Source organism: Streptomyces sp. NPDC033178 (assembly GCF_055577685.1).
In genome coordinates this window covers 1-17,823 of the sequence record NZ_JBVIPT010000025.1, presented here as the reverse complement: position 1 = coordinate 17,823, position 17,823 = coordinate 1, and the positions used below count along the sequence as shown (strand labels likewise).

The following is a 17,823-nucleotide window of genomic DNA, read 5'->3' as shown; positions in this document are numbered from 1 at the left end:
GCTCAGCCCTTCAGCCCGGAGGTCGCCATGCCGTCGATCAGGTACCGCTGGAAGGCGAGGAAGAAGGCCAGCACCGGCAGCAGCGCCACCAGCGACATGGCGATCATGCCGCCGTAGTTGGCGACGCCCTCCTGGTCGCGGAACATCATCATGCCCAGCGAGACGGTGTACTTGCCGGGCTCGTTGAGGTAGATCAGCGGGCCCATGAAGTCGTTCCAGGCGTTGATGAAGGTGAAGATCGCGCTGGTGATGAGCGCCGGACGGCAGAGCGGCAGCACGATCGACCAGTAGATCCGCAGATGCCCGCAGCCGTCGAGCCGCGCCGCCTCGTCCAGTTCCTTCGGCAGGTTCCGCATGAACTGCACCATGAGGAAGACGAAGAACGCCTCGGTCGCGAGGTACTTGCCGATCAGCAGGGGTACATAGGTGTTGATGAGTTCCATCTTCTGGAACATCACGTACTGCGGGATCAACAGCACGTGATACGGCAGCAGCAGTGTGCCGATCATCAGCGAGAACATCAGGTTGCGCCCGGCGAAGCGAATGCGGGCGAAGGCGTACGCCGTCAGCGAGCAGGAGATCAGGATGCCGACGACGGAGCCGAGCGCGTAGAAGAGCGAGTTCTCGAAGAACGTGGCGATCGAGATGTCCGCGATGCCGTCGGCGAGCCCCTTGAAGTTCTGGAGGATCGGGCTGGTCGGGAAGAGCTGCAGGCTGCCGATGATCTCCCGGCTGGGCTTGAACGAGGCGCCGAGGACCCAGATGACGGGATAGAGGACGACCGCGAGGATGAGCAGGGCGCCGAGGTGCCAGGCGAGCGATCCGGTCCGCTTTCGCCCGAGCTCCAGCGACTTGCGCGGGGTGGTCGGGGCCTGGGTCGGGCTCGTGGTCGGAGTCGTGGTGGTGCTCATCGGGAGGCCTCCTCGTAGTGCACCCACCGCTTCTGGGACCAGAAGAGGACCGCCGTCACCAGCGCCACGGCGAGCAGCAGCATCCAGGCCATCGCGGAGGCGAAGCCCATCTGGGCCTCCTTGAAGCCCTTCTGGTACAGGTAGCAGGTGTAGACGAGCGTGGAGTCGGCCGGTCCGCAGCTGGTGTTGGACACGACGTACGCCGAGCCGAAGATCTGGAACGAGTGGATGGTCTCCAGCAGCACGTTGAAGAACAGCACCGGAGAGATCATCGGCAGGGTGATGCTCCAGAACCGCTTGAACGGCCCGGCGCCGTCCACCTCGGCCGCCTCGTACAACTCTTTGGGCACCTGCTTGAGTCCGGCGAGGAAGATCACCATGGGTGCCCCGAACTGCCAGACGGTGAGCGCCACGAGGCTGTAGAGCACCCAGTCCGGGTCCCCGACCCAGCCGCCGACGTCCCACCCGAAGAACGACTGCGTACGGTCCACGACGGCGTCGTCGGAGAAGAGCGCGCGCCACACGAAGCCGACGGACACGCTCGCGCCGATCAGCGACGGGGCGTAGAAGGCCGCCCGGTAGAAGGCCTGGCCCCGCCTGCTCTGTGCGAGCAGCAGGGCGACGCCGAGGGCGAGCAGCAGCTTCAGCGGCGTACCGATGACGACGTACTTCGCCGTGACCTCCACCGACTTCTGCCACCGTGGATCGTCGAACATCCTGGTGAAGTTGTCGAAGCCGATCCACTGCGGGGAGTCGAAGAGGTTGTAGTCGGTGAACGCGAAATAGAGCGAGGCGGCCATGGGCCCCGCGGTCAGCAGCAGAAAGCCCGCGATCCACGGGGACATGAAGAGGTAGCCGGCCAGATTCTCCCGGCGGCCCCGCCGCTTGACGGCGGCGGGGGGACCGGGACGCTTCTCTGGCGCATCCGGCGGAGAGTCCTTGATGAGCGTCGTCACTGCGGTTCCCATCAGGCGGCGAGCGCGGACTCGGCCTCGGAGAAGAACTGCTTCACCGCGTCGGAGACCTTGGTCTTGCCCTGGGACATGTCACCGGCGATGCGCAGGAAGGCCGCCTCGACGGTGTCGGCGCCCGCCGGGTGCGGGGTGATGGTCCCGAGGACTCCGGCCGCGGCGACGTCCTCCTCGTACTGGGCGATCGCCTTGTTGGGGGCGTCGGTCGGCTTGTACGCGTCGAACTGCTCGGTGCTGGCGAGGATGCCGCGGTCGTAGCCCATGATCTTGCCGACCTCGGGGTCGTGAACCATGAAGTCGATGAACTGGGCGACCTCCTTCGGGTGCTTGGTCCGGGCGGATCCGCTCAGCATCAGCGAGGAGAGGTACTGGCCGGTCTCCTTGCCGTCGGTGGTCGGGATCGGCGCGAGCCCGTACGTGCTGTCGCCCTCCGTGGTGTAGCGCACCGTGAAGTTGTCCCAGGTGAACTCGGACGCCCCGTCGCCCGAGGCCAGCGCCGACTTGGGTTTGAGCTGCTCGATCTTCTTCGGGTCGGTGATGATCCCGGCCTTGACGCGGTTGTAGGCGTCCGTCCACCACTCCGTCAGGTCGGCCGCCTCGAAGCCGAGTCCGTCCTCGGTGAAGAACGCCTTGCCGTTCTGCCGCAGATAGAGGTCGTAGAGGTACATGATCCCGAAGTAGCCGGTGTCGCCGGACACCTTCTGCTCGTTGCGGATCTTTTCGAGGGCGTCGAAGTACTCGTCCCAGGTCCAGCCCTGCTCGGGCTTGATGCCCGCCTTTTCGAAGACCTTCTCGTCAATGACCAACGACATGGTGTTGGAGCCGACGGGTATGCCGAGCAGCTTTCCGTCCACCTCGCCGACCTTCTCGACTCCGGCGCGGAAGTTCTTGAGGCTCAGATTTCCCGCGTCCACTTGGGACTTGAGATCGAGGAGAACACTTCTCTTGTCGTACTTCCGCAGGAATGCGACAGCGTTCTGGAATACGTCCGGAGGATTTCCACCCGCGGCCTGGGTCTGGAACTTCTCCCAAAAGGCCACGTAATCCTGGAAGTCCGTCTTCACCTTGACCTTCGGGTACTTCTTCTCGAAGAGCGCGATGGTCTGGTTGATGCGCTTGGCCCGCTCCTCCGCGCCCCACCAGGCGAAGCGGATCTCGACGGTCCCGTCCCCCGATCCACCGCTGTCTCCCCCGCAGGCCGTCGTCGTGGCCAGCCCCAGCGTGGCCAGCGACGCTCCGGCCGCCTTGAGGACCGTCCGCCTCTCAACACTCCCGTTTTCTCCCACAGTCGGGCCTCCCCGCGACGTAGCCGTCCGCTGCCATGAATCGTTTCAAGTAAGCGCTTGCTGGCACAAGGTACGGAGGGTCTTGGTGGGCGTCAATGATTCGGACAGGAATCGGTGTGAACGGGGTCGCTCGCGCGACGGCGTGAACTGGGCTGATGTGGCGGGGGTGTTGGGTGAGTGTGCAGGTGGGGTGGGGTTGGTCGGGTGGTCGAACGGGGTTTGGCGGGCTGGATTCGGGGAGGTTGGGTGGGGTGAATGTTGGGGGTGGGGTGAGGAGTTGGCGGGGTCGGGGTGAGGGCGGGTGTCGGGAGGTGGGGGTCGCCCCCGGGGGCGAGGGTGGGTGTCGGGAGGCGGGGTCGTCCCCGGGGGGTGGCGGTGGAGGGGGCTGGCGGGGGCGCTGATACCGGCGGTGATTGGGACGCAGTCGTAGGCGGCTGCTGTGGGGGGCGGTGGGCTTGAGCAGGCACGTTGATCGGGTGGTGGGGCAGCACCAGCACCCACTCCACGAAACCTCGTCCCCGCGCTCCTCCGCGAAGCCCGAACCCAGCGCCGACACCGGGAGACCCAGGTCCAGCGCCAGCTCTTCGAAATCACAGCGAGACGCCCGCTTCAGAAGCCCGGACCAGCCCCACCGCACGAAACCTCGCCCACACGCCCTCCCAAGAGGCCCGCCTTCAACGCCGACACCGGAAAGCCCGAGCCCAGCGCCCACTCTGGGAGGCCCACGCTCCAACGCCCGCTCCACGAAACCGCAGCTGAGCGACCTCGCAGCGAGGCCCGGGCTCGGTACCACTCCGCGAAGCCGCACTCTGGCGCTCTCGCCTGGCAGCCCAAGCACGGCGTCCACTTCCCGGAATCACGGCCAGGCACCCGCCCCGGAAAGCCCAGGCCCAGGGGCCGCCACGCTCCAGCTGGGCACCCCCGTGAAGCCCGGGCGCAGCGCCGCTCCGCGAGGCTGCGACCGGGTGCTCTCACCCGGAAGCCCAGGGCTGGCGTCCACCCCGTGGAATCGCGGCCAGGCGCCGTCACCGAGAGGCCTGGGGCCGGCGCCGCTTCACGGAATCCCAGTCGGGTGCCCCCTCCGAGAGGCTCCGGCGCCCGTGCTCGCTGCGGGGACCCGGACACGCGTCCACCGCGGGGATCCACGTAGGTGTCCGCCCCTGGGAAGCAGCGGAACAGCGCCCGCTCCGGCCAGCCGTCCGGCCGGAACGCCCGCTCCGGCCAGATCCGCGTCTGTGGAGTGCAGGTAGCAGGCCCTCGACCGGTCGCAATCGCCTGCTGAAACGGCGATTGGCGGCCGGGTCCACGTGCTCTGTGGACCCGGCCGCCAATTGATGTGGTGGGCGATACTGGGATCGAACCAGTGACCTCTTCGGTGTGAACGAAGCGCTCTCCCGCTGAGCTAATCGCCCGGGCGCACGGAGAAGATTACCCCATGTCAGGGGGTGCCTCCGACCGCCTTCGAAGGGTGCGGAGGGCTGCTACTCCTTGATCTTCCACGGCATCTCGAAGCCGAACTTCCAGACGTAGATCCCGACCAGCACCGCGATGATCACCAGCCCGATGGTCGTCAGGATGATGTTGCGGCGCCGCACCTTGGGATCGAGGGCCTTCTGCGTGGCCTCGGTGACCTTGCGCTTCGTCCAGCGGAGCACCAGCTGGGCCCAGACGAACTCGGTCGCCCAGATCGCCATGCCGCCGAAGATCACCAGCCAGCCCGGTCCGGGCAACGGCAGCATGATCACGCCGGCCACGACGACCGCGAGACCCACGATGAACACGCCCACCTGCCAGCTCAGGTGCAGCGCCCGTCGCGCCTTGATGAATTCCGGCGCACGGGATCCGAGCGCCGGCTCGCTCTTCGTTCCGTCGGCCGCCGCGACGGCCTCCCCCGTTTCGTCACTCCCCGTATTCATACGGCCAAACCCTACCCGACGGAAACCGGTCACCGGAATGGTGGTACTCCGCGAACGAGCACTCGGCCGGATGAGCTACCTAAAGACACGCAAAACACTCAGAGGGGTTTACAACGGCACCGTAGGTGGCATGTCGATTTCGCCGACGTGCGAATCCCCGAGCGCACACTGAGCGAAAGGCCCTGGCGCTTATGAACACCACGGTCAGCTGCGAGCTGCACCTGCGCCTCGTTGTGTCGAGCGAGTCCTCACTGCCTGTTCCCGCAGGACTGCGGTATGACACGGCCGATCCCTACGCCGTGCACGCCACCTTCCACACCGGAGCCGAAGAGACCGTCGAGTGGGTGTTCGCCCGCGACCTTCTGGCCGAGGGCCTGCACCGGCCCACCGGCACCGGCGACGTCCGCGTCTGGCCGTCGCGCAGCCACGGTCAGGGCGTCGTGTGCATCGCCCTGAGCTCTCCGGAGGGAGAGGCCCTGCTCGAGGCCCCGGCGCGGGCCCTGGAGTCGTTCCTGAAGCGAACAGATGCCGCCGTGCCCCCTGGCACGGAACACCGGCACTTCGATCTCGACACGGAGCTCTCGCACATCCTGGCCGAAAGCTAGGACGAGACTCCGCACCAAGCCGCCCGGCGCCGTCCACTCGGGGAGACGGCTCGGGCTCAGACAACCGCATATGGCGCATGCACAGGCGCCGCCACCCTGGACATTCCAGGGTGGCGGCGCCTGTGCATGCGCCCGTTCATGCGCCCGCGACGGCCCCGCGCGGATGCCGCCGGCCAGTGCCTGGGGGCCGCCCGCCGGGACGGAGCCGGTCCTCCGGGCCGGTAAGCGACTAGCATCGGCCAGCATCGGCGGGCGGCTGCCCGATTTCCAGGCCAGGGAGCGAAATGTGCTGATCACCCACGACACCCGGTGCGCCCTCGACGCCGTGGTAGACCTGGTGAACACCGCGCCGGAGGACGACACGGCGGACGGGCTCGCGACCATCGCAGCCCTGCACGATTTCGTACGAAACCATGACATCAGCGACGTCGGAACCCTGTCCGAGCTCGATCTCTCCGCGGTGCGCAAGATCCGCGGGCGCTTCGCCGGGATCTTCGCCGCTTCGGATCCCCGGGCCGCCGCCACGCTCATCAACGAGCTGGTCGCCGCCGCGGGCACCACTCCGCGTCTCACGGATCACGACGGCTACGACTGGCACGTGCACTATTTCGCGCCCGGCGCGTCCGTCGCCGACCATCTCGCCGCGGACGGCGGCATGGCACTGGCGTTCTTCGTGGTGGCCGGCGAACAGGAGCGGCTGCGCCGCTGTGAGGCACCGGACTGCCGACGCGCCTTCGTCGACCTCTCCCGCAACCGCTCCCGCCGCTACTGCGACAGCCGCACCTGCGGAAACCGTCTGCATGTGGCCGCCTACCGGGCGCGTCGCAAGGAGGCGGCGGGCTGACGGAGTCCTCGGCGGGTGGCGCCAGGGACTCCGCGTACGGCTCAGAGCAGCAGCAGATCGTGCAGCGAAGCCATGAGCAGCAGACAGCCGATCACCGCAAGGAAGATCATCAGCGGTGGCTGGGAAAGCGCGAAGAGACAACCCCGCGGCTCCTCGGAAGGGGCAGCGGTGTCGCTCTGTGTTGTGTCCAGCATCTCGCGGCGATGATGGCGCAGCGGACTGGCCCTACGCGATCAACACGCCCGGATTATGGGGGAGTTAGCCGAAATCCGTGACACGGCGGTCCACGATCTGGGATAGGTGCCTGTCCCACGCGAGGACGCACGGCACGGCCCGCGTCACTGTGTCGTTTCAGAGCGTCATACGCCGTGCTGCTTCATATGCCGTGCTTCTTCAGGATGGCCTCGATGTCGCTGAAGTCCTCTCCCTGCTCGGCCTTGCGGGGCTTCGCGGCGGGGCGGGTCGCCGGGCGCGTGGCCGGTGCCGCGCCGAGCGAGGGCGCCGAGGCCGCGGGGGCGACCGCCTCGCGCTGTGCGGCCCGGGCGGCCTTGCGCTCCTTGCGGGTCCCGCCGGTGCGCCGCTCCACGGCCCGCGAGGTCATGAACAGCAGCCAGGCCCCGCCGAGCACGCCGAAGCCCGCCCAGGCCATCGGGCTGAAGGCGGTCTCCGCCGCCCATTCGACGGCCCCGGTCATCACCAGACCGAGGGGGACCAGCGAGTACGCGGTGAGGCGGACCGCCATGAGGAAACGCTTGCGGTACGCGGTGACCGCGGCGATGCCCAGGCCGGCCGCGGCGACAGCGGAACAGACGGTCTCGGCAATCATCCGGTCCTCCAGACATGGCTGGGGCGAGCAGGGTCAGATTCGTCCCTTCCATCCTGCACCGCCCCCTGCCCGGTATGCCATGGTCCGGGCAGACCTCAGGGACATCTCCGGGTCGGGTCCTCCTCAGGGCCCGGTCCCCGTACGCGATCAGGAGTGGTCCGGGGTTCGCCCGGGGTCGGAAGGTCCCGGTTGGGCCGCGGGAGCCTCGGCTGGGAGACTGGGACCCATGAGCGACTCCTCCCCCGCACGCCCCGCCGCCCCCGTCCTGGACGTCTGGTGCGAACTGCAGTGCCCGGACTGCCGTAGCGCCCTGGACGACCTGCGCGCGCTGCGCGCCCGCTACGGCGACCGGCTGGAGCTGCGGCTGCGGCACTTCCCTCTGGAGAAGCACAAGCACGCCTTCGCCGCCGCCCAGGCCGCCGAGGAGGCCGCGGAACAGGGGCTGGCCTGGCCGTACGTCGAGGCGGTGCTCGGGCGCGTACAGGAGCTTGACCGTGAGGGGGAGCCCTTCCTGGTCGAGGTGGCCGGGGAACTCGGCCTGGACGCCGAGGAGTTCGACACCGCTCTCATCGACGGCCGGCACATCCTGATCGTCGACGCCGACCAGGCCGAGGGCAAGGCCATCGGCGTGACCGGCACCCCGACGTACGTCGTCGACGGTGAGCGGCTCGACGGCGGCAAGAGCCAGGAGGGGCTGCGCGAGCGCGTCGAGGAGATCGTGGACCGGCTGCTGTCCGAGCAGCAGGCCTGACCGCCGCAACCGCGCGCCCCCCTACAGGCCCTACAGGCGCATGTACGGCTACAGCAGGTTCTTGTAGAAGTGGTAGGTGGTCGTCTCGTAGCCGAGTGACTCGTAGAGCCGCTCGGCCGGGGCGTTCCCGTCGAAGACGTTCAGGCGGATGCCGGGGTGTCCGGCGGCGATCGCCTGCACCTCCGCCAGGAGCATCAGCGAACGGCCGTGGCCCCGGCCGCGATGGCGCTCGTCGGACTCGACCTCGTAGACGAACGACCAGCCGTCGCGCGCGCCCAGCCACAGCACGCCGACCGGCGTCCCCTCGTGTTCCAGGATGCTGAAGTCCATGCCCGCGCTGCTGAGCCCGTCCGGCAGCGAAGTGGCGTGGTCCCGCTCGGACTTGGCGCGGGCCTCGGCCTCGGGCACTCCGCGGGTGATCCAGTCCTTGGCGTACTCCTCCTTCGCCCGCTCCTCCCAGGGACCGAACTCGGCCTCCGTCATGGGGCGTCCCAGGCTGCCGGCGGGCAGTTCGGGCGGCGTGGCGCCGAGCCGCTTCTCCATGTGGCGGTTGCGCAGCACGTAACCGAGGGCCGTGGCCAACCGCAGTGCGGTCGTGGCCGTGGCGGGCACCGACGCCTCGATCCGCGCACAGCCCCAGCCGCGCGCCACCTCCTCCGCGGCGAGCGCGGCCACGGTGCCGCGGCCACGTCCGCGGTCCGGTTCGTCGATGCCGAGGTCATGGATGCGGGCGACGGACGGCCCGGAGAGGGAGTGGGCGGCGAGGTGTATCCCGCCGACGGGACGGCTGTTCACGCACACCGTGTAGTGCCGTGACAGCGCTCCGTCGGCGTCGCGCTGAAGCGGCTCGGTCGGCCGCAGGGTCGTGGTCATCAGGGGTGTTGTACCCGTCCGCGAGGCCTACGTCATCCGGTTAAGGGTGCCGGTCCTGTCAGGGGTCGAGGTCGTCGCCCGACCGCTCGTCGAAGATCCGCATCGCCTTGACGGTCACCGGGCCCGGTGCGCCCGGCAGTTGACGGCCGTCGGCCCGGTGCACGGCCTGCACATCGCGCAGCGACGAGGTCAGGAAGATCTCGTCGGCCCGTTCCAGGACGTCCAGCGGCAGGTCGGTCTCCCTGGCGCCCGTCCAGTCGACGGTGAGGGCCCGGGTGATGCCGGCGAGGCAGCCGGAGGCCACCGGCGGGGTGTGGATCTCGCCGTCGAGGACGACGAAGACGTTCGAGCCCGTGCCCTCGCAGAGCTGCCCGACCGTGTTCGCGAACAGCGCCTCGGACGCGCCCTGTTCGCGCGCGCGGGCGAGGGCGACGACGTTCTCGGCGTACGAGGTCGTCTTGAGGCCCGTCAGCGTGCCGCGCTCGTTGCGGGTCCAGGGCACGGTGATCACGGCGGTGGAGTCCGGGCGCCGGGTGGCCTCGCCGAGGGCGACGACCAGGGTCGGTCCGTGCTCCCCGCGGTCGGAACCCAGCGGGCCGTGGCCGCCGGTGTACGTGATCCGCAGTCGGCCGAGCGGCATCGGGTTGGCTTCCAGGACGGCCGCACAGGCCCGGCGCACCTCGTCGTGGTCGGGCTCGGGCAGCCCGAGGCCGAGCGCCGAGCGCGACAGCCGGTCGAGGTGGCGGGTGAGCGCGAACGGACGGCCGTCCACCGCCTTCGCGGTCTCGAAGACGCCGTCGCCCACGGTCAGCCCGTGGTCGAAGACGGAGACACGGGCCGACTCGCTGTCCTGCAGCCGGCCGTCGAGCCAGAGCTTCACCTGTGGGTCCCTTCACTTGCGTCGTACGCCCCTGGGTACACCCCCGACGCTACAGCGAGCAGTCGCGCGGCTTTCAGTTCGGTCTCCTCCCACTCGCGCTCGGGGTCCGAACCCCAGGTGATCCCCGCGCCGGAGCCGAAGCGCAGCACGCCCTCCGCCCGGTCGATCCAGAAGGTGCGGATGCCGACGGCCAGCTCCCCGGTGCCGCGGTCCGCGTCGACCCAGCCGATGCCGCCGCAGTACGGGCCCCGTGGCGCCGTCTCCAGGGCCTCGATGATCCGCAGGGCGCTGGATTTCGGCGCACCGGTCACCGAGCCGGGCGGGAAGGCCGCGGCCAGCAGTTCGGGCCAGCCGGCGCCCTCGCGGAGTTCGCCCCGGACGGTGGAGACGAGGTGGACCAGTCCCGGGTGCTTCTCGACGACGCACAGGTCGGGCACGGTCACGCTGCCCGTGGAGCACACCCTACCGAGGTCGTTGCGCACCAGATCCACGATCATCACGTTCTCGGCGCGGTCCTTCTCCAGCAGGTCCGCCTCGGTCCGCCCGGTGCCCTTGATGGGGCCCGACTCGACCACCGCCCCGCTGACCCGGAGGAAGAGCTCGGGAGACGCGGTCGCGATCTCCACGTCGTGGCCGGGCAGGCGAATCGTTCCGGCATACGGTGCCGGGTTGCCGCGCGCCAGCAGAGCGGTCAGCGCGTCCACGTCGGCGTCGGGCGCGACCGGCGCGGACAGGACCCGGCAGAGGTTCGCCTGGTACACGTCACCGGTCGCGATGTGCTCCCGGATGCGCCGTACGCCTGCCGTGTACGCGGCGCGGTCGAGCGACGACGTCCAGTCACCGACCGCCGGACCGCGCCACTCCCCCGGCACCGGCGCGGGGACAGGCTCCCGTCGCGCGTCCGCGAAACGGGCACAGACCAGCCGCCCCTCGAAGTCGGCGCTGACGGCCCAGAAGCCACTGGAGTCCAGAGCCGCCGGGTCGCCGGTGACATCGAGAAGACCGGTCGCGACGATGTTGCCGAAACGGGCGAGAGCTGGGAGGTCGTGCACGGCTGTGAGTCTATGGCGGGTGACCCGCGGGTGCCCTGGCCGTGTCCTGGAGCGGGCGTAGCGCAGCACGCTGCACAAACGCGTTTTTGTGCTGGCCCCGGAATCCGCTAGAGTTCAACACGTCGCCGGGACGCTCACGCGAACCGGAAACGACAAGCGGACGTAGCTCAGTTGGTAGAGCGCAACCTTGCCAAGGTTGAGGTCGCCAGTTCGAACCTGGTCGTCCGCTCGCAGGAAGTGGGGGATCTTCCCGAACCCCCGCACTCCTGGTGGAGTGGCCGAGAGGCGAGGCAACGGCCTGCAAAGCCGTCTACACGGGTTCAAATCCCGTCTCCACCTCCAAGGACGATTAGCTCAGCGGGAGAGCGCTTCCCTGACACGGAAGAGGTCACTGGTTCAATCCCAGTATCGTCCACTGGATCTTCCGGTACGTTCGGCGAGATCCGATCCCGCGCGATTAGCTCAGCGGGAGAGCGCTTCCCTGACACGGAAGAGGTCACTGGTTCAATCCCAGTATCGCGCACGCACCAGCACCATCTGCAGGTCCCACCTGCGCGATTAGCTCAGCGGGAGAGCGCTTCCCTGACACGGAAGAGGTCACTGGTTCAATCCCAGTATCGCGCACCAGCCGAAGCCCCCGGCCGTCTCGTACGGTCGGGGGCTTCGTCGTTCCTCCGGGCCGGTCAGGAGGAGAAGAGCATGTGGCCGAAGCTCTTGTGACGCTTGTTGTGGCCGTAGTGACCGCCATGGCCGCCGTGACCGCCGTGCGGAGCGCCCCAGGCGGGTGCGGGGGCCGCAGGGTACGCCTGCGGGGCGCCCGCGGCCGGGTATGCCTGCGGGACACCGGGGGGCGGCGGGGCCGGCTGCGAGTACTGGCCCTCCAGGCGGGCCAGCGACTCCAGCTCGCCGTAGTCGAGAAATATCCCGCGGCAGCCGCTGCACTGCTCGATCTGGACGCCATTGCGGTTGTACGTGTGCATCGGCGCGTGACACTTCGGACACTGCATGCTCGGCTCAACTCCTCGCCGGTCGGTACTGCTTCCGCCAGGACAGACTCCGCCCGGCTTCGGTCGGTTGCACCCTACGTCGCGTATTCTCCCGCCAACTCCGGCGGGTGTGTGGCCATTCGGTCACAAGCATCGATCACGGACGTTTCCACCTCGTCCAACGGGCGCTCCGCCGCGAGGGACTTGGCGATCGCCAGGGCCGCGGTCTGCACGGTCAGGGCGCGGGCCGGGACGTCGAGGGCCGGCCAGGGGTCGTCGGCCGCGGGGACGGCCGGGCCGTCGGCCTGCTGGTAGGCGGTGAGGAAGCGTGCCCACTCGTCGGGCGGCAGGAGTCCGCACGCGAACCAGGCCGCGGGCCGGGCCAGGTCCCACGCGGGCTCGCCCAGGCCCAGGTCGTCGATGTCGATGAGCAGCCAGCCGCCGTCCTGCGTCCGCACCAGCTGGCCCAGGTGGAGGTCACCGTGGCACAGCGTGCGCGCGTACGGCATCGGGGCCTCGTTCCTCGCCCAGGCGGGCAGGACGGCCCAGGCACGCAGGACCGGGGCGGCCGCCGGGTGCTGGCCGGCCGCCTGGAGGCGGGCGACGGCACGGGCCGCCTTGGCCGGGCCTCGCATGGGCGGGACGCCGGGCGGGAGTACGGACTGTGGCGTCCGGTGCAGTCGCGCGAGGAGGGTGGCGGCCGCCTCCCAGGGGGCGGCGTCGGGGTCGTCCCGGTCCACGGGGCTGCCGTACGGCCAGAAGGTGACCGGCCGCCCGTGCGACTCGACCGCGCTCGGCCTCAGCGGTGGCAGGAGGACGCCGTCGAGTCGGGGGTGTGCCGCGACCGCCATCCGTGCCGCGAGCTCGCCGGAGTCGGTGTCGGCGGCGTGCGCCTTCGCCACGGTGCCGGCATGCCGGACGACGGTGCCGTCGGGCCGGTCTGCCAGCACGGAGGTCTCCGTACCGCAGACACAGGCCTCCGCCGCCGGATGAGCGACGGCCCGCACCTTCGCCCTGAGCGCGGGCAGCACGTCTGCGGTCACTCGGGTCCCCCTCAGCTTCTGCGTCCCGCTCGGGTCCTGTACCGACGGATCCTTCCGGGAGCGTACGCAAGCAAAGCAATGCGGGCGCAGCTCCCCAGCTGCGCCCGCATTTTTGCCGTCCGCCGCACCCCCGTCCCCACGGGGTTTCATGGCCGGATGTCCCCGCCCGGACCGCTCTTCCGGGCCTGGGGCGCCGCTCAGCGCCCCAGCATCACGCCCACGGACGACGCCTGTGTGACCACTGCTTCCCAGCCGCCGAAGACGACTACGAGCAGGGTGGCCAGAGGGAGGACCATGGCCGTCGCCACCAGGGGGTGGCGTCGGCCGGACCGGCTGGAACCGAACGCGGCGCTGTACGCCTTGCGTCCCTGCGTGCGGATCATGGTCCGCGATGCTGTGTCCGCCATGGTCCCTCTCCTGACCGTTCTGTTGAGATCTGTTGGATGGGATCTGTTGAAAAGCTTCTGTTGTCTGGCAGCGGCGGGTGTCTGACCTCGGGGGACGAGTGCTGCACCCGCCGCTTGACAACAAATCTAGGCGTGGGAGGCGTGCGGGTCGTCATGCCCTCGTACCTATTACCGGGCCTCCCCGAGGATGACCGGTGACCTGCGGACTACTCCCCTGGGTGGAGAAGAGGTCCTAGGTCTCAGGGGTTTCCCGGAGGGGACGTCCGGTCTGTTCCGAGCTGTCCTCCCTCGGGACCGGCTGCTCGACGAGGGCGAGCACCCTGGTGGCCATGAAGCGGGCCGTACGGACGACTGATCCGCTGCGGGTGACTTCGCTCACTTCGACCACCCCCCTACGGACCGCTGTCTCCACCCGGCGGCCCGCCCGGCTCGCCACCACCTCGTACGTACGCGTCGTGTCCCCGGCGTCGACCACTATCTCCACGCGATCACCCTTCACGGGTCCAATCCCCCTTCTGCGACGGATGGTTGGGGATCCGCGCAGCTCAACGCCGCCCGGCTCCCCCGTCCCCTGACCACCTTTCAAGTTTCCCACCCGGCACTGACAATCGATCGGGCCGCGAGGGCGCGGCCTCTGCGCGCACCCGGCCGCGGAAACGTAAGCTGTGGCTCGTCAAACGGACCGGGCAGCGGGGATGGACATGGCGATGATGCGCCTGAGGCGCGAGGACCCGCGTGTCGTCGGCTCGTTCAGGCTTCACCGACGGCTCGGCGCGGGCGGGATGGGCGTTGTCTATCTGGGCTCCGACCGGCGTGGCCAGCGTGTCGCGCTGAAGGTGATCCGGCCGGACCTGGCGGAGGATCAGGAGTTCCGGTCGCGGTTCGCCCGCGAGGTGTCGGCGGCGCGGCGGATCCGGGGCGGCTGCACCGCGCGCCTGGTCGCCGCGGATCTGGAGGCGGACCGGCCCTGGTTCGCGACGCAGTACGTGCCGGGACCCTCGCTGCACGACAAGGTCAACGACGAGGGCCCGCTCCGCGCGGCCGAGGTCGCGGCCGTCGGCGCCGCCCTCTCCGAGGGGCTCGTCGCCGTGCACGAGGCCGGTGTCGTCCACCGCGACCTGAAGCCGTCGAACATCCTGCTGTCCCCGAAGGGGCCACGCATCATCGACTTCGGCATCGCCTGGGCGACCGGCGCGAGCACGCTGACGCACGTCGGTACGGCGGTGGGGTCGCCCGGGTTCCTGGCTCCGGAGCAGGTGCGGGGCGCGGCGGTCACGCCGGCCACGGACGTGTTCGCCCTGGGGGCCACGCTGGCCTACGCGGCGACCCAGGACTCGCCCTTCGGACACGGCAGTTCCGAAGTGATGCTCTACAGAGTCGTGCACGAGGAGGCACAGCTGCACGGCGTGCCGGACGCGCTGGCCCCTCTCGTGCGGGCCTGTCTGGCGAAGGACCCCGAGGAGCGGCCCAGCACGCTCCAGTTGTCGCTGCGGCTGAAGGAGATCGCGGCCCGGGAGGCGCAGGGAATGGGCGACGCCCGGCCGCCCGCGCCCCGTACCGCCGAGGCCGACCGGCCGACCGGGCGGCTCACCGAGAGCTACCCGGAGCAGCGCACACAGCGGCGTACGCAGGGCACGTCCTCGCCTCGTGGCAACGGCAGCCCTTCGCGGTCGGGGGCTCGTCCGGCGCCCTCGCGGTCCGGTACGGGGAGCCGGCCCAGGCCGCCGCGGAGTGGGGCGGGACGCTCTGGGCCGCGGACCACGGGAACGGGACGGCGGCCTGCCAATCCGCGGTTGTTGCGGCAGCGGCTGTTCGTGTTCGTGGTGGTGACGTTGTTGGTGGCATTGGGGATCGCTGCGGCGCAGGGGTGCCAGGGGCCCGCCCGGGGGCTTGGTCACGAGGGCTCGGGCGGGGATGTGCGGCAGGAGCAGTCGTACGGACAGAGCGGGGTTCGCCCCGGCGGGTGAGCGTTATTTGCCGGCCGCGGGTACGTCGTGGCCGGTCGCGCCCACGCGGCGGAGCCGCACAGTGTCACGGCCCCGCGCCCTGAAGGCGCCCCCTAGTTCTGTGGTCTGCCCGTTGCCACCGCGTAGAAGGCGACCGCTGCCGCTGCTCCCACGTTCAGGGAGTCGACGCCGTGGGCCATGGGGATGCGGACCCATTCGTCGGCGGCCACCAGGGCCTGGGTGGACAGGCCGTCGCCCTCCGCGCCGAGCATCAGGGCCACGCGGTCCATCTTGTGCGGGGCCGCCTCGTCCAGGGACTTGGCCTTCTCGTCAGGGGTGAGGGCGAGGAGGGTGAAGCCCGCTTCGCGGACCGTTTCCAGGCCCTTGGGCCAGGTGTCCAGACGGGCGTACGGGACGGAGAAGACCGCGCCCATGGAGACCTTCACCGAACGTCGGTAGAGCGGGTCCGCGCAGTCGGGGGACAGCAGGACCGCGTCCATGCCGAGGGCTGCGGCGCTGCGGAAGATCGCGCCGATGTTGGTGTGGTCGTTGACCGACTCCATGACGACGACCCGGCGGGCCGTCTGGAGCAGGTCGTCCGGGGTCGGCAGCGGCTTGCGCTGCATGGAGGCGAGGGCGCCCCGGTGCACGTGGTAGCCGGTGACCTGTTCGGCCAGGTCGGGACTTACCGCGTACACCGGGGCCGGCAGCTCGTCGATGACGTCGCGCATGACGTCGACCCACTTGGCGGAGAGCAGCATCGAGCGCATCTCGTAACCGGCGTCCTTGGCCCGTCTGATGACCTTCTCGCCCTCGGCGATGAACAGGCCCTCGGCGGGTTCTCGCTTGCGGCGCAGCTCCACGTCGGTCAGGCCCGTGTAGTCGCGCAGACGGGGGTCGGCTGGGTCCTCAACGGTGATGAGATCGGCCACAGGGTGATACTGCCTTGTCCTGGGTGTGGTGCCAACGGCTTGGAACGGGTTGTGTTACCCGGGGTTACTCGGATGCCCGCGAGGAGTTGTCAGGGCGCACGGTCACGACCTCGCCGATGACGATGACCGCCGGGGGCTTCACGTTCTCGGCGAGTACGGTCTCGGCGACCGTGGCGAGCGTCGCGTCGACCCTGCGCTGCGCGGCGGTCGTGCCCTCCTGGACGACGGCCACGGGGGTGTCCGCCGACTTGCCGTTGTCCATCAACGTACGGGCGATGGCGCCGATCTTGTCCACGCCCATCAGGATGACCAGGGTGCCGCGGAGCTTGGCGAGGGCCGCCCAGTCGACCAGGGAGCGTTCGTCGTCGGGGGCGATGTGGCCGCTGACGACGGTGAAGTCGTGGGCGACCCCGCGGTGGGTGACCGGGATGCCCGCCGCGCCCGGCACCGAGATCGAGCTGGAGATGCCGGGGACGACCGTGCAGGTGATGCCCGCCTCGGCCAGCGCCTGGACCTCCTCCATGCCACGGCCGTAGACGTAGGGGTCGCCGCCCTTCAGACGGACGACCGCCTTGCCCTGCCTGGCGTGCTCGATCAGCGCGTTGTTGATGGCCTCCTGGGCCATGAAACGGCCGTACGGGATCTTCGCCGCGTCGATCACCTCGACGTGCGGCGGGAGTTCGGCGAGGAGGTCGCGGGGGCCGAGGCGGTCGGCGATGACCACGTCCGCCTCGGCGAGGAAGCGGCGGCCTCGGACCGTGATCAGGTCCGGGTCGCCGGGGCCGCCGCCGACCAGGGCGACGCCGGGGGTGCGGGTGCGGTGGTGGGGCGCGACGAGGGTGCCGTCGCGAAGGCCCTCGACGACCGCGTCCCTGATGGCCGCCGTGTGGCGGGGGTCGCGGCCCTTCGCGTTCGTCGTCAGGACGGCCACCGTGACGCCCTCGCTGTGGCCGGTCGCCGGGGTCCAGGCCGTGGCCGCGTCCGCGTCGTCCGAGCGGACGCACCACACGCGGTGTGCCTCGGCCTCGGCGGAGGCCGCGGTGTTCGCCTCGGGGTCGCTGGTGGCGATCAGGGCGTACCAGGCATCCGCGAGGTCGCCGGGCTCGTACGGGCGCCTTGTCCAGGTCAGCTCGCCCGCGTCCGCCATCGCCTCGACGGAGGGGGTGGCGGCCGGGGACACGAGGTGGATGTCCGCGCCTGCCGCGATGAGGGCCGGGAGGCGGCGTTGAGCCACCTGGCCTGCGCCGAGGACTACTACGCGGCGGCCGGTGAGGCGGAGGCCTACAGGGTAGGCGGGGTTTTCGGCCATGGAGGTGCGGCTCCTCATGCGGATGGTGCGGGTGGGCGCGCTGCTGCCTTGGAGCGGGCCTGACGTGCGGATTTTATGGTGTGGGGTGGTGGGTGGCGGGGGGTGGGTGGGGGTTCTTTCCCCAAGCCCGCCCCTTCCCGAAACCGGGGGCTCCGCCCCCGGGCCCCCGGACGTGCGGGTCCGTCGTCGGTCTGTGCCCACCCGTTCGCCCTGCTCCTCGCGAGCCGGGGGAGATGGGGTGCGGCGGGGGTCGTGATCGGTACCGCGATCGCCGTGAAGCCGCTG

The 17,823-nt window shown here is 70.0% G+C and carries 19 protein-coding genes and 6 tRNA genes; 9 read left to right on the top strand and 16 right to left on the bottom strand.

From position 1 onward, the window contains the following. Window positions 1-2: 2 nt before the first annotated feature. The 5 genes from ACZ5VQ_RS42850 to ACZ5VQ_RS42830 all read right to left on the bottom strand — a co-directional run bounded on the left by ACZ5VQ_RS42850 (window position 3) and on the right by ACZ5VQ_RS42830 (window position 5,084). Window positions 3-911, bottom strand: a complete 909-nt coding sequence (locus tag ACZ5VQ_RS42850; protein WP_469109756.1) for a carbohydrate ABC transporter permease — start codon at window positions 909-911, stop codon at window positions 3-5. Further along, on the bottom strand, window positions 908-1,879 hold the full coding sequence (locus tag ACZ5VQ_RS42845) for a carbohydrate ABC transporter permease (RefSeq protein WP_469109755.1): 972 nt from the start codon (window positions 1,877-1,879) through the stop codon (window positions 908-910). The genes ACZ5VQ_RS42850 and ACZ5VQ_RS42845 overlap by 4 nt, the downstream gene beginning before the upstream one ends. Then, complete coding sequence (locus tag ACZ5VQ_RS42840; protein ID WP_469109754.1) at window positions 1,879-3,168, bottom strand: ABC transporter substrate-binding protein; 1,290 nt, start codon at window positions 3,166-3,168, stop codon at window positions 1,879-1,881. Before ACZ5VQ_RS42840 ends, ACZ5VQ_RS42845 begins: the two co-directional genes overlap by 1 nt. A gap of 1,337 nt (window positions 3,169-4,505) precedes the next feature. After that, window positions 4,506-4,580 (bottom strand) — tRNA-Val (locus ACZ5VQ_RS42835). 69 nt (window positions 4,581-4,649) lie between these two features. Next, a complete protein-coding gene (locus tag ACZ5VQ_RS42830; protein ID WP_200401934.1) occupies window positions 4,650-5,084 on the bottom strand; it encodes a TIGR02611 family protein in 435 nt (144 codons plus the stop codon). A 191-nt stretch (window positions 5,085-5,275) separates the two neighbouring features. Between ACZ5VQ_RS42830 and ACZ5VQ_RS42825 the strand changes: the two genes are divergently transcribed. Beyond that, window positions 5,276-5,689 (top strand): SsgA family sporulation/cell division regulator, encoded by a 414-nt coding sequence (locus ACZ5VQ_RS42825; RefSeq protein WP_003959770.1) that lies wholly within the window; start codon window positions 5,276-5,278, stop codon window positions 5,687-5,689. A gap of 286 nt (window positions 5,690-5,975) precedes the next feature. Further along, complete coding sequence (locus ACZ5VQ_RS42820) at window positions 5,976-6,533, top strand: CGNR zinc finger domain-containing protein (protein WP_469109753.1); 558 nt, start codon at window positions 5,976-5,978, stop codon at window positions 6,531-6,533. Window positions 6,534-6,574: 41 nt separating this feature from the next. On the opposite strand, the gene ACZ5VQ_RS42815 is transcribed toward ACZ5VQ_RS42820, so the two are convergent. Then, a complete protein-coding gene (locus tag ACZ5VQ_RS42815; protein WP_169802000.1) occupies window positions 6,575-6,727 on the bottom strand; it encodes a hypothetical protein in 153 nt (50 codons plus the stop codon). Between the two features lie 182 nt (window positions 6,728-6,909). Next, the gene (locus ACZ5VQ_RS42810; RefSeq protein ID WP_469109752.1) at window positions 6,910-7,359 is read right to left on the bottom strand and encodes a hypothetical protein; all 450 of its coding nucleotides are present in this window, start codon (window positions 7,357-7,359) and stop codon (window positions 6,910-6,912) included. Window positions 7,360-7,585: 226 nt separating this feature from the next. On the opposite strand from ACZ5VQ_RS42810, the gene ACZ5VQ_RS42805 reads away from it, so the two are divergent. After that, complete coding sequence (locus tag ACZ5VQ_RS42805) at window positions 7,586-8,110, top strand: DsbA family protein (RefSeq protein WP_469109751.1); 525 nt, start codon at window positions 7,586-7,588, stop codon at window positions 8,108-8,110. A 48-nt stretch (window positions 8,111-8,158) separates the two neighbouring features. Here ACZ5VQ_RS42805 and ACZ5VQ_RS42800 read toward each other — a convergent pair whose 3' ends face one another. Genes ACZ5VQ_RS42800 through ACZ5VQ_RS42790 form a run of 3 tightly spaced genes read right to left on the bottom strand, consistent with a single transcriptional unit; the run spans window position 8,159 to window position 10,915 of the window. Beyond that, a complete protein-coding gene (locus ACZ5VQ_RS42800) occupies window positions 8,159-8,983 on the bottom strand; it encodes a GNAT family N-acetyltransferase (protein WP_469109750.1) in 825 nt (274 codons plus the stop codon). Window positions 8,984-9,041: 58 nt separating this feature from the next. After that, the gene (locus ACZ5VQ_RS42795; RefSeq protein ID WP_469109749.1) at window positions 9,042-9,863 is read right to left on the bottom strand and encodes an aminotransferase class IV; all 822 of its coding nucleotides are present in this window, start codon (window positions 9,861-9,863) and stop codon (window positions 9,042-9,044) included. Beyond that, the gene (locus tag ACZ5VQ_RS42790) at window positions 9,860-10,915 is read right to left on the bottom strand and encodes a chorismate-binding protein (RefSeq protein WP_469109748.1); all 1,056 of its coding nucleotides are present in this window, start codon (window positions 10,913-10,915) and stop codon (window positions 9,860-9,862) included. The genes ACZ5VQ_RS42795 and ACZ5VQ_RS42790 overlap by 4 nt, the downstream gene beginning before the upstream one ends. A 156-nt stretch (window positions 10,916-11,071) precedes the next feature. On the opposite strand from ACZ5VQ_RS42790, the gene ACZ5VQ_RS42785 reads away from it, so the two are divergent. The 5 genes from ACZ5VQ_RS42785 (at window position 11,072) to ACZ5VQ_RS42765 (ending at window position 11,542) form a co-directional block, all read left to right on the top strand. Then, a tRNA-Gly gene (locus ACZ5VQ_RS42785) sits at window positions 11,072-11,144 on the top strand. A gap of 39 nt (window positions 11,145-11,183) precedes the next feature. After that, window positions 11,184-11,257, top strand: a tRNA-Cys gene (locus ACZ5VQ_RS42780). A 1-nt stretch (window position 11,258) separates the two neighbouring features. Beyond that, window positions 11,259-11,330: transfer RNA gene (locus ACZ5VQ_RS42775), tRNA-Val, on the top strand. Between the two features lie 36 nt (window positions 11,331-11,366). Beyond that, a tRNA-Val gene (locus tag ACZ5VQ_RS42770) sits at window positions 11,367-11,438 on the top strand. Window positions 11,439-11,467: 29 nt separating this feature from the next. Next, window positions 11,468-11,542: transfer RNA gene (locus ACZ5VQ_RS42765), tRNA-Val, on the top strand. A 56-nt stretch (window positions 11,543-11,598) separates the two neighbouring features. Here the strand turns inward: ACZ5VQ_RS42765 and ACZ5VQ_RS42760 are convergent. From ACZ5VQ_RS42760 to ACZ5VQ_RS42745, 4 genes are all read right to left on the bottom strand, one after another. After that, on the bottom strand, window positions 11,599-11,922 hold the full coding sequence (locus ACZ5VQ_RS42760; protein ID WP_307526551.1) for a TFIIB-type zinc ribbon-containing protein: 324 nt from the start codon (window positions 11,920-11,922) through the stop codon (window positions 11,599-11,601). A gap of 74 nt (window positions 11,923-11,996) precedes the next feature. Next, window positions 11,997-12,944: an aminoglycoside phosphotransferase family protein gene (locus tag ACZ5VQ_RS42755; RefSeq protein WP_469109747.1), complete on the bottom strand. Its 948-nt coding sequence runs from the start codon at window positions 12,942-12,944 to the stop codon at window positions 11,997-11,999. A 197-nt stretch (window positions 12,945-13,141) separates the two neighbouring features. Next, window positions 13,142-13,351, bottom strand: a complete 210-nt coding sequence (locus ACZ5VQ_RS42750; RefSeq protein ID WP_055618075.1) for a hypothetical protein — start codon at window positions 13,349-13,351, stop codon at window positions 13,142-13,144. Window positions 13,352-13,583: 232 nt separating this feature from the next. After that, window positions 13,584-13,850 (bottom strand): hypothetical protein, encoded by a 267-nt coding sequence (locus ACZ5VQ_RS42745; protein WP_055511046.1) that lies wholly within the window; start codon window positions 13,848-13,850, stop codon window positions 13,584-13,586. Window positions 13,851-14,046: 196 nt separating this feature from the next. Between ACZ5VQ_RS42745 and ACZ5VQ_RS42740 the strand changes: the two genes are divergently transcribed. Beyond that, window positions 14,047-15,318, top strand: coding sequence for a serine/threonine-protein kinase (locus ACZ5VQ_RS42740; protein WP_469109746.1), 1,272 nt, complete (start codon window positions 14,047-14,049; stop codon window positions 15,316-15,318). Window positions 15,319-15,410: 92 nt separating this feature from the next. Here ACZ5VQ_RS42740 and ACZ5VQ_RS42735 read toward each other — a convergent pair whose 3' ends face one another. Together ACZ5VQ_RS42735 and cobA are read right to left on the bottom strand one after the other, a co-directional pair. Further along, entirely contained in the window at window positions 15,411-16,229 is an 819-nt protein-coding gene (locus ACZ5VQ_RS42735) for a TrmH family RNA methyltransferase (protein ID WP_055618248.1), read from the bottom strand. A gap of 64 nt (window positions 16,230-16,293) precedes the next feature. Then, window positions 16,294-17,538 carry a uroporphyrinogen-III C-methyltransferase gene (gene cobA, locus ACZ5VQ_RS42730; protein ID WP_469109745.1) on the bottom strand — a complete coding sequence of 415 codons (1,245 nt, stop codon included), beginning with the start codon at window positions 17,536-17,538 and terminating at the stop codon, window positions 16,294-16,296. Window positions 17,539-17,823: the final 285 nt, after the last annotated feature.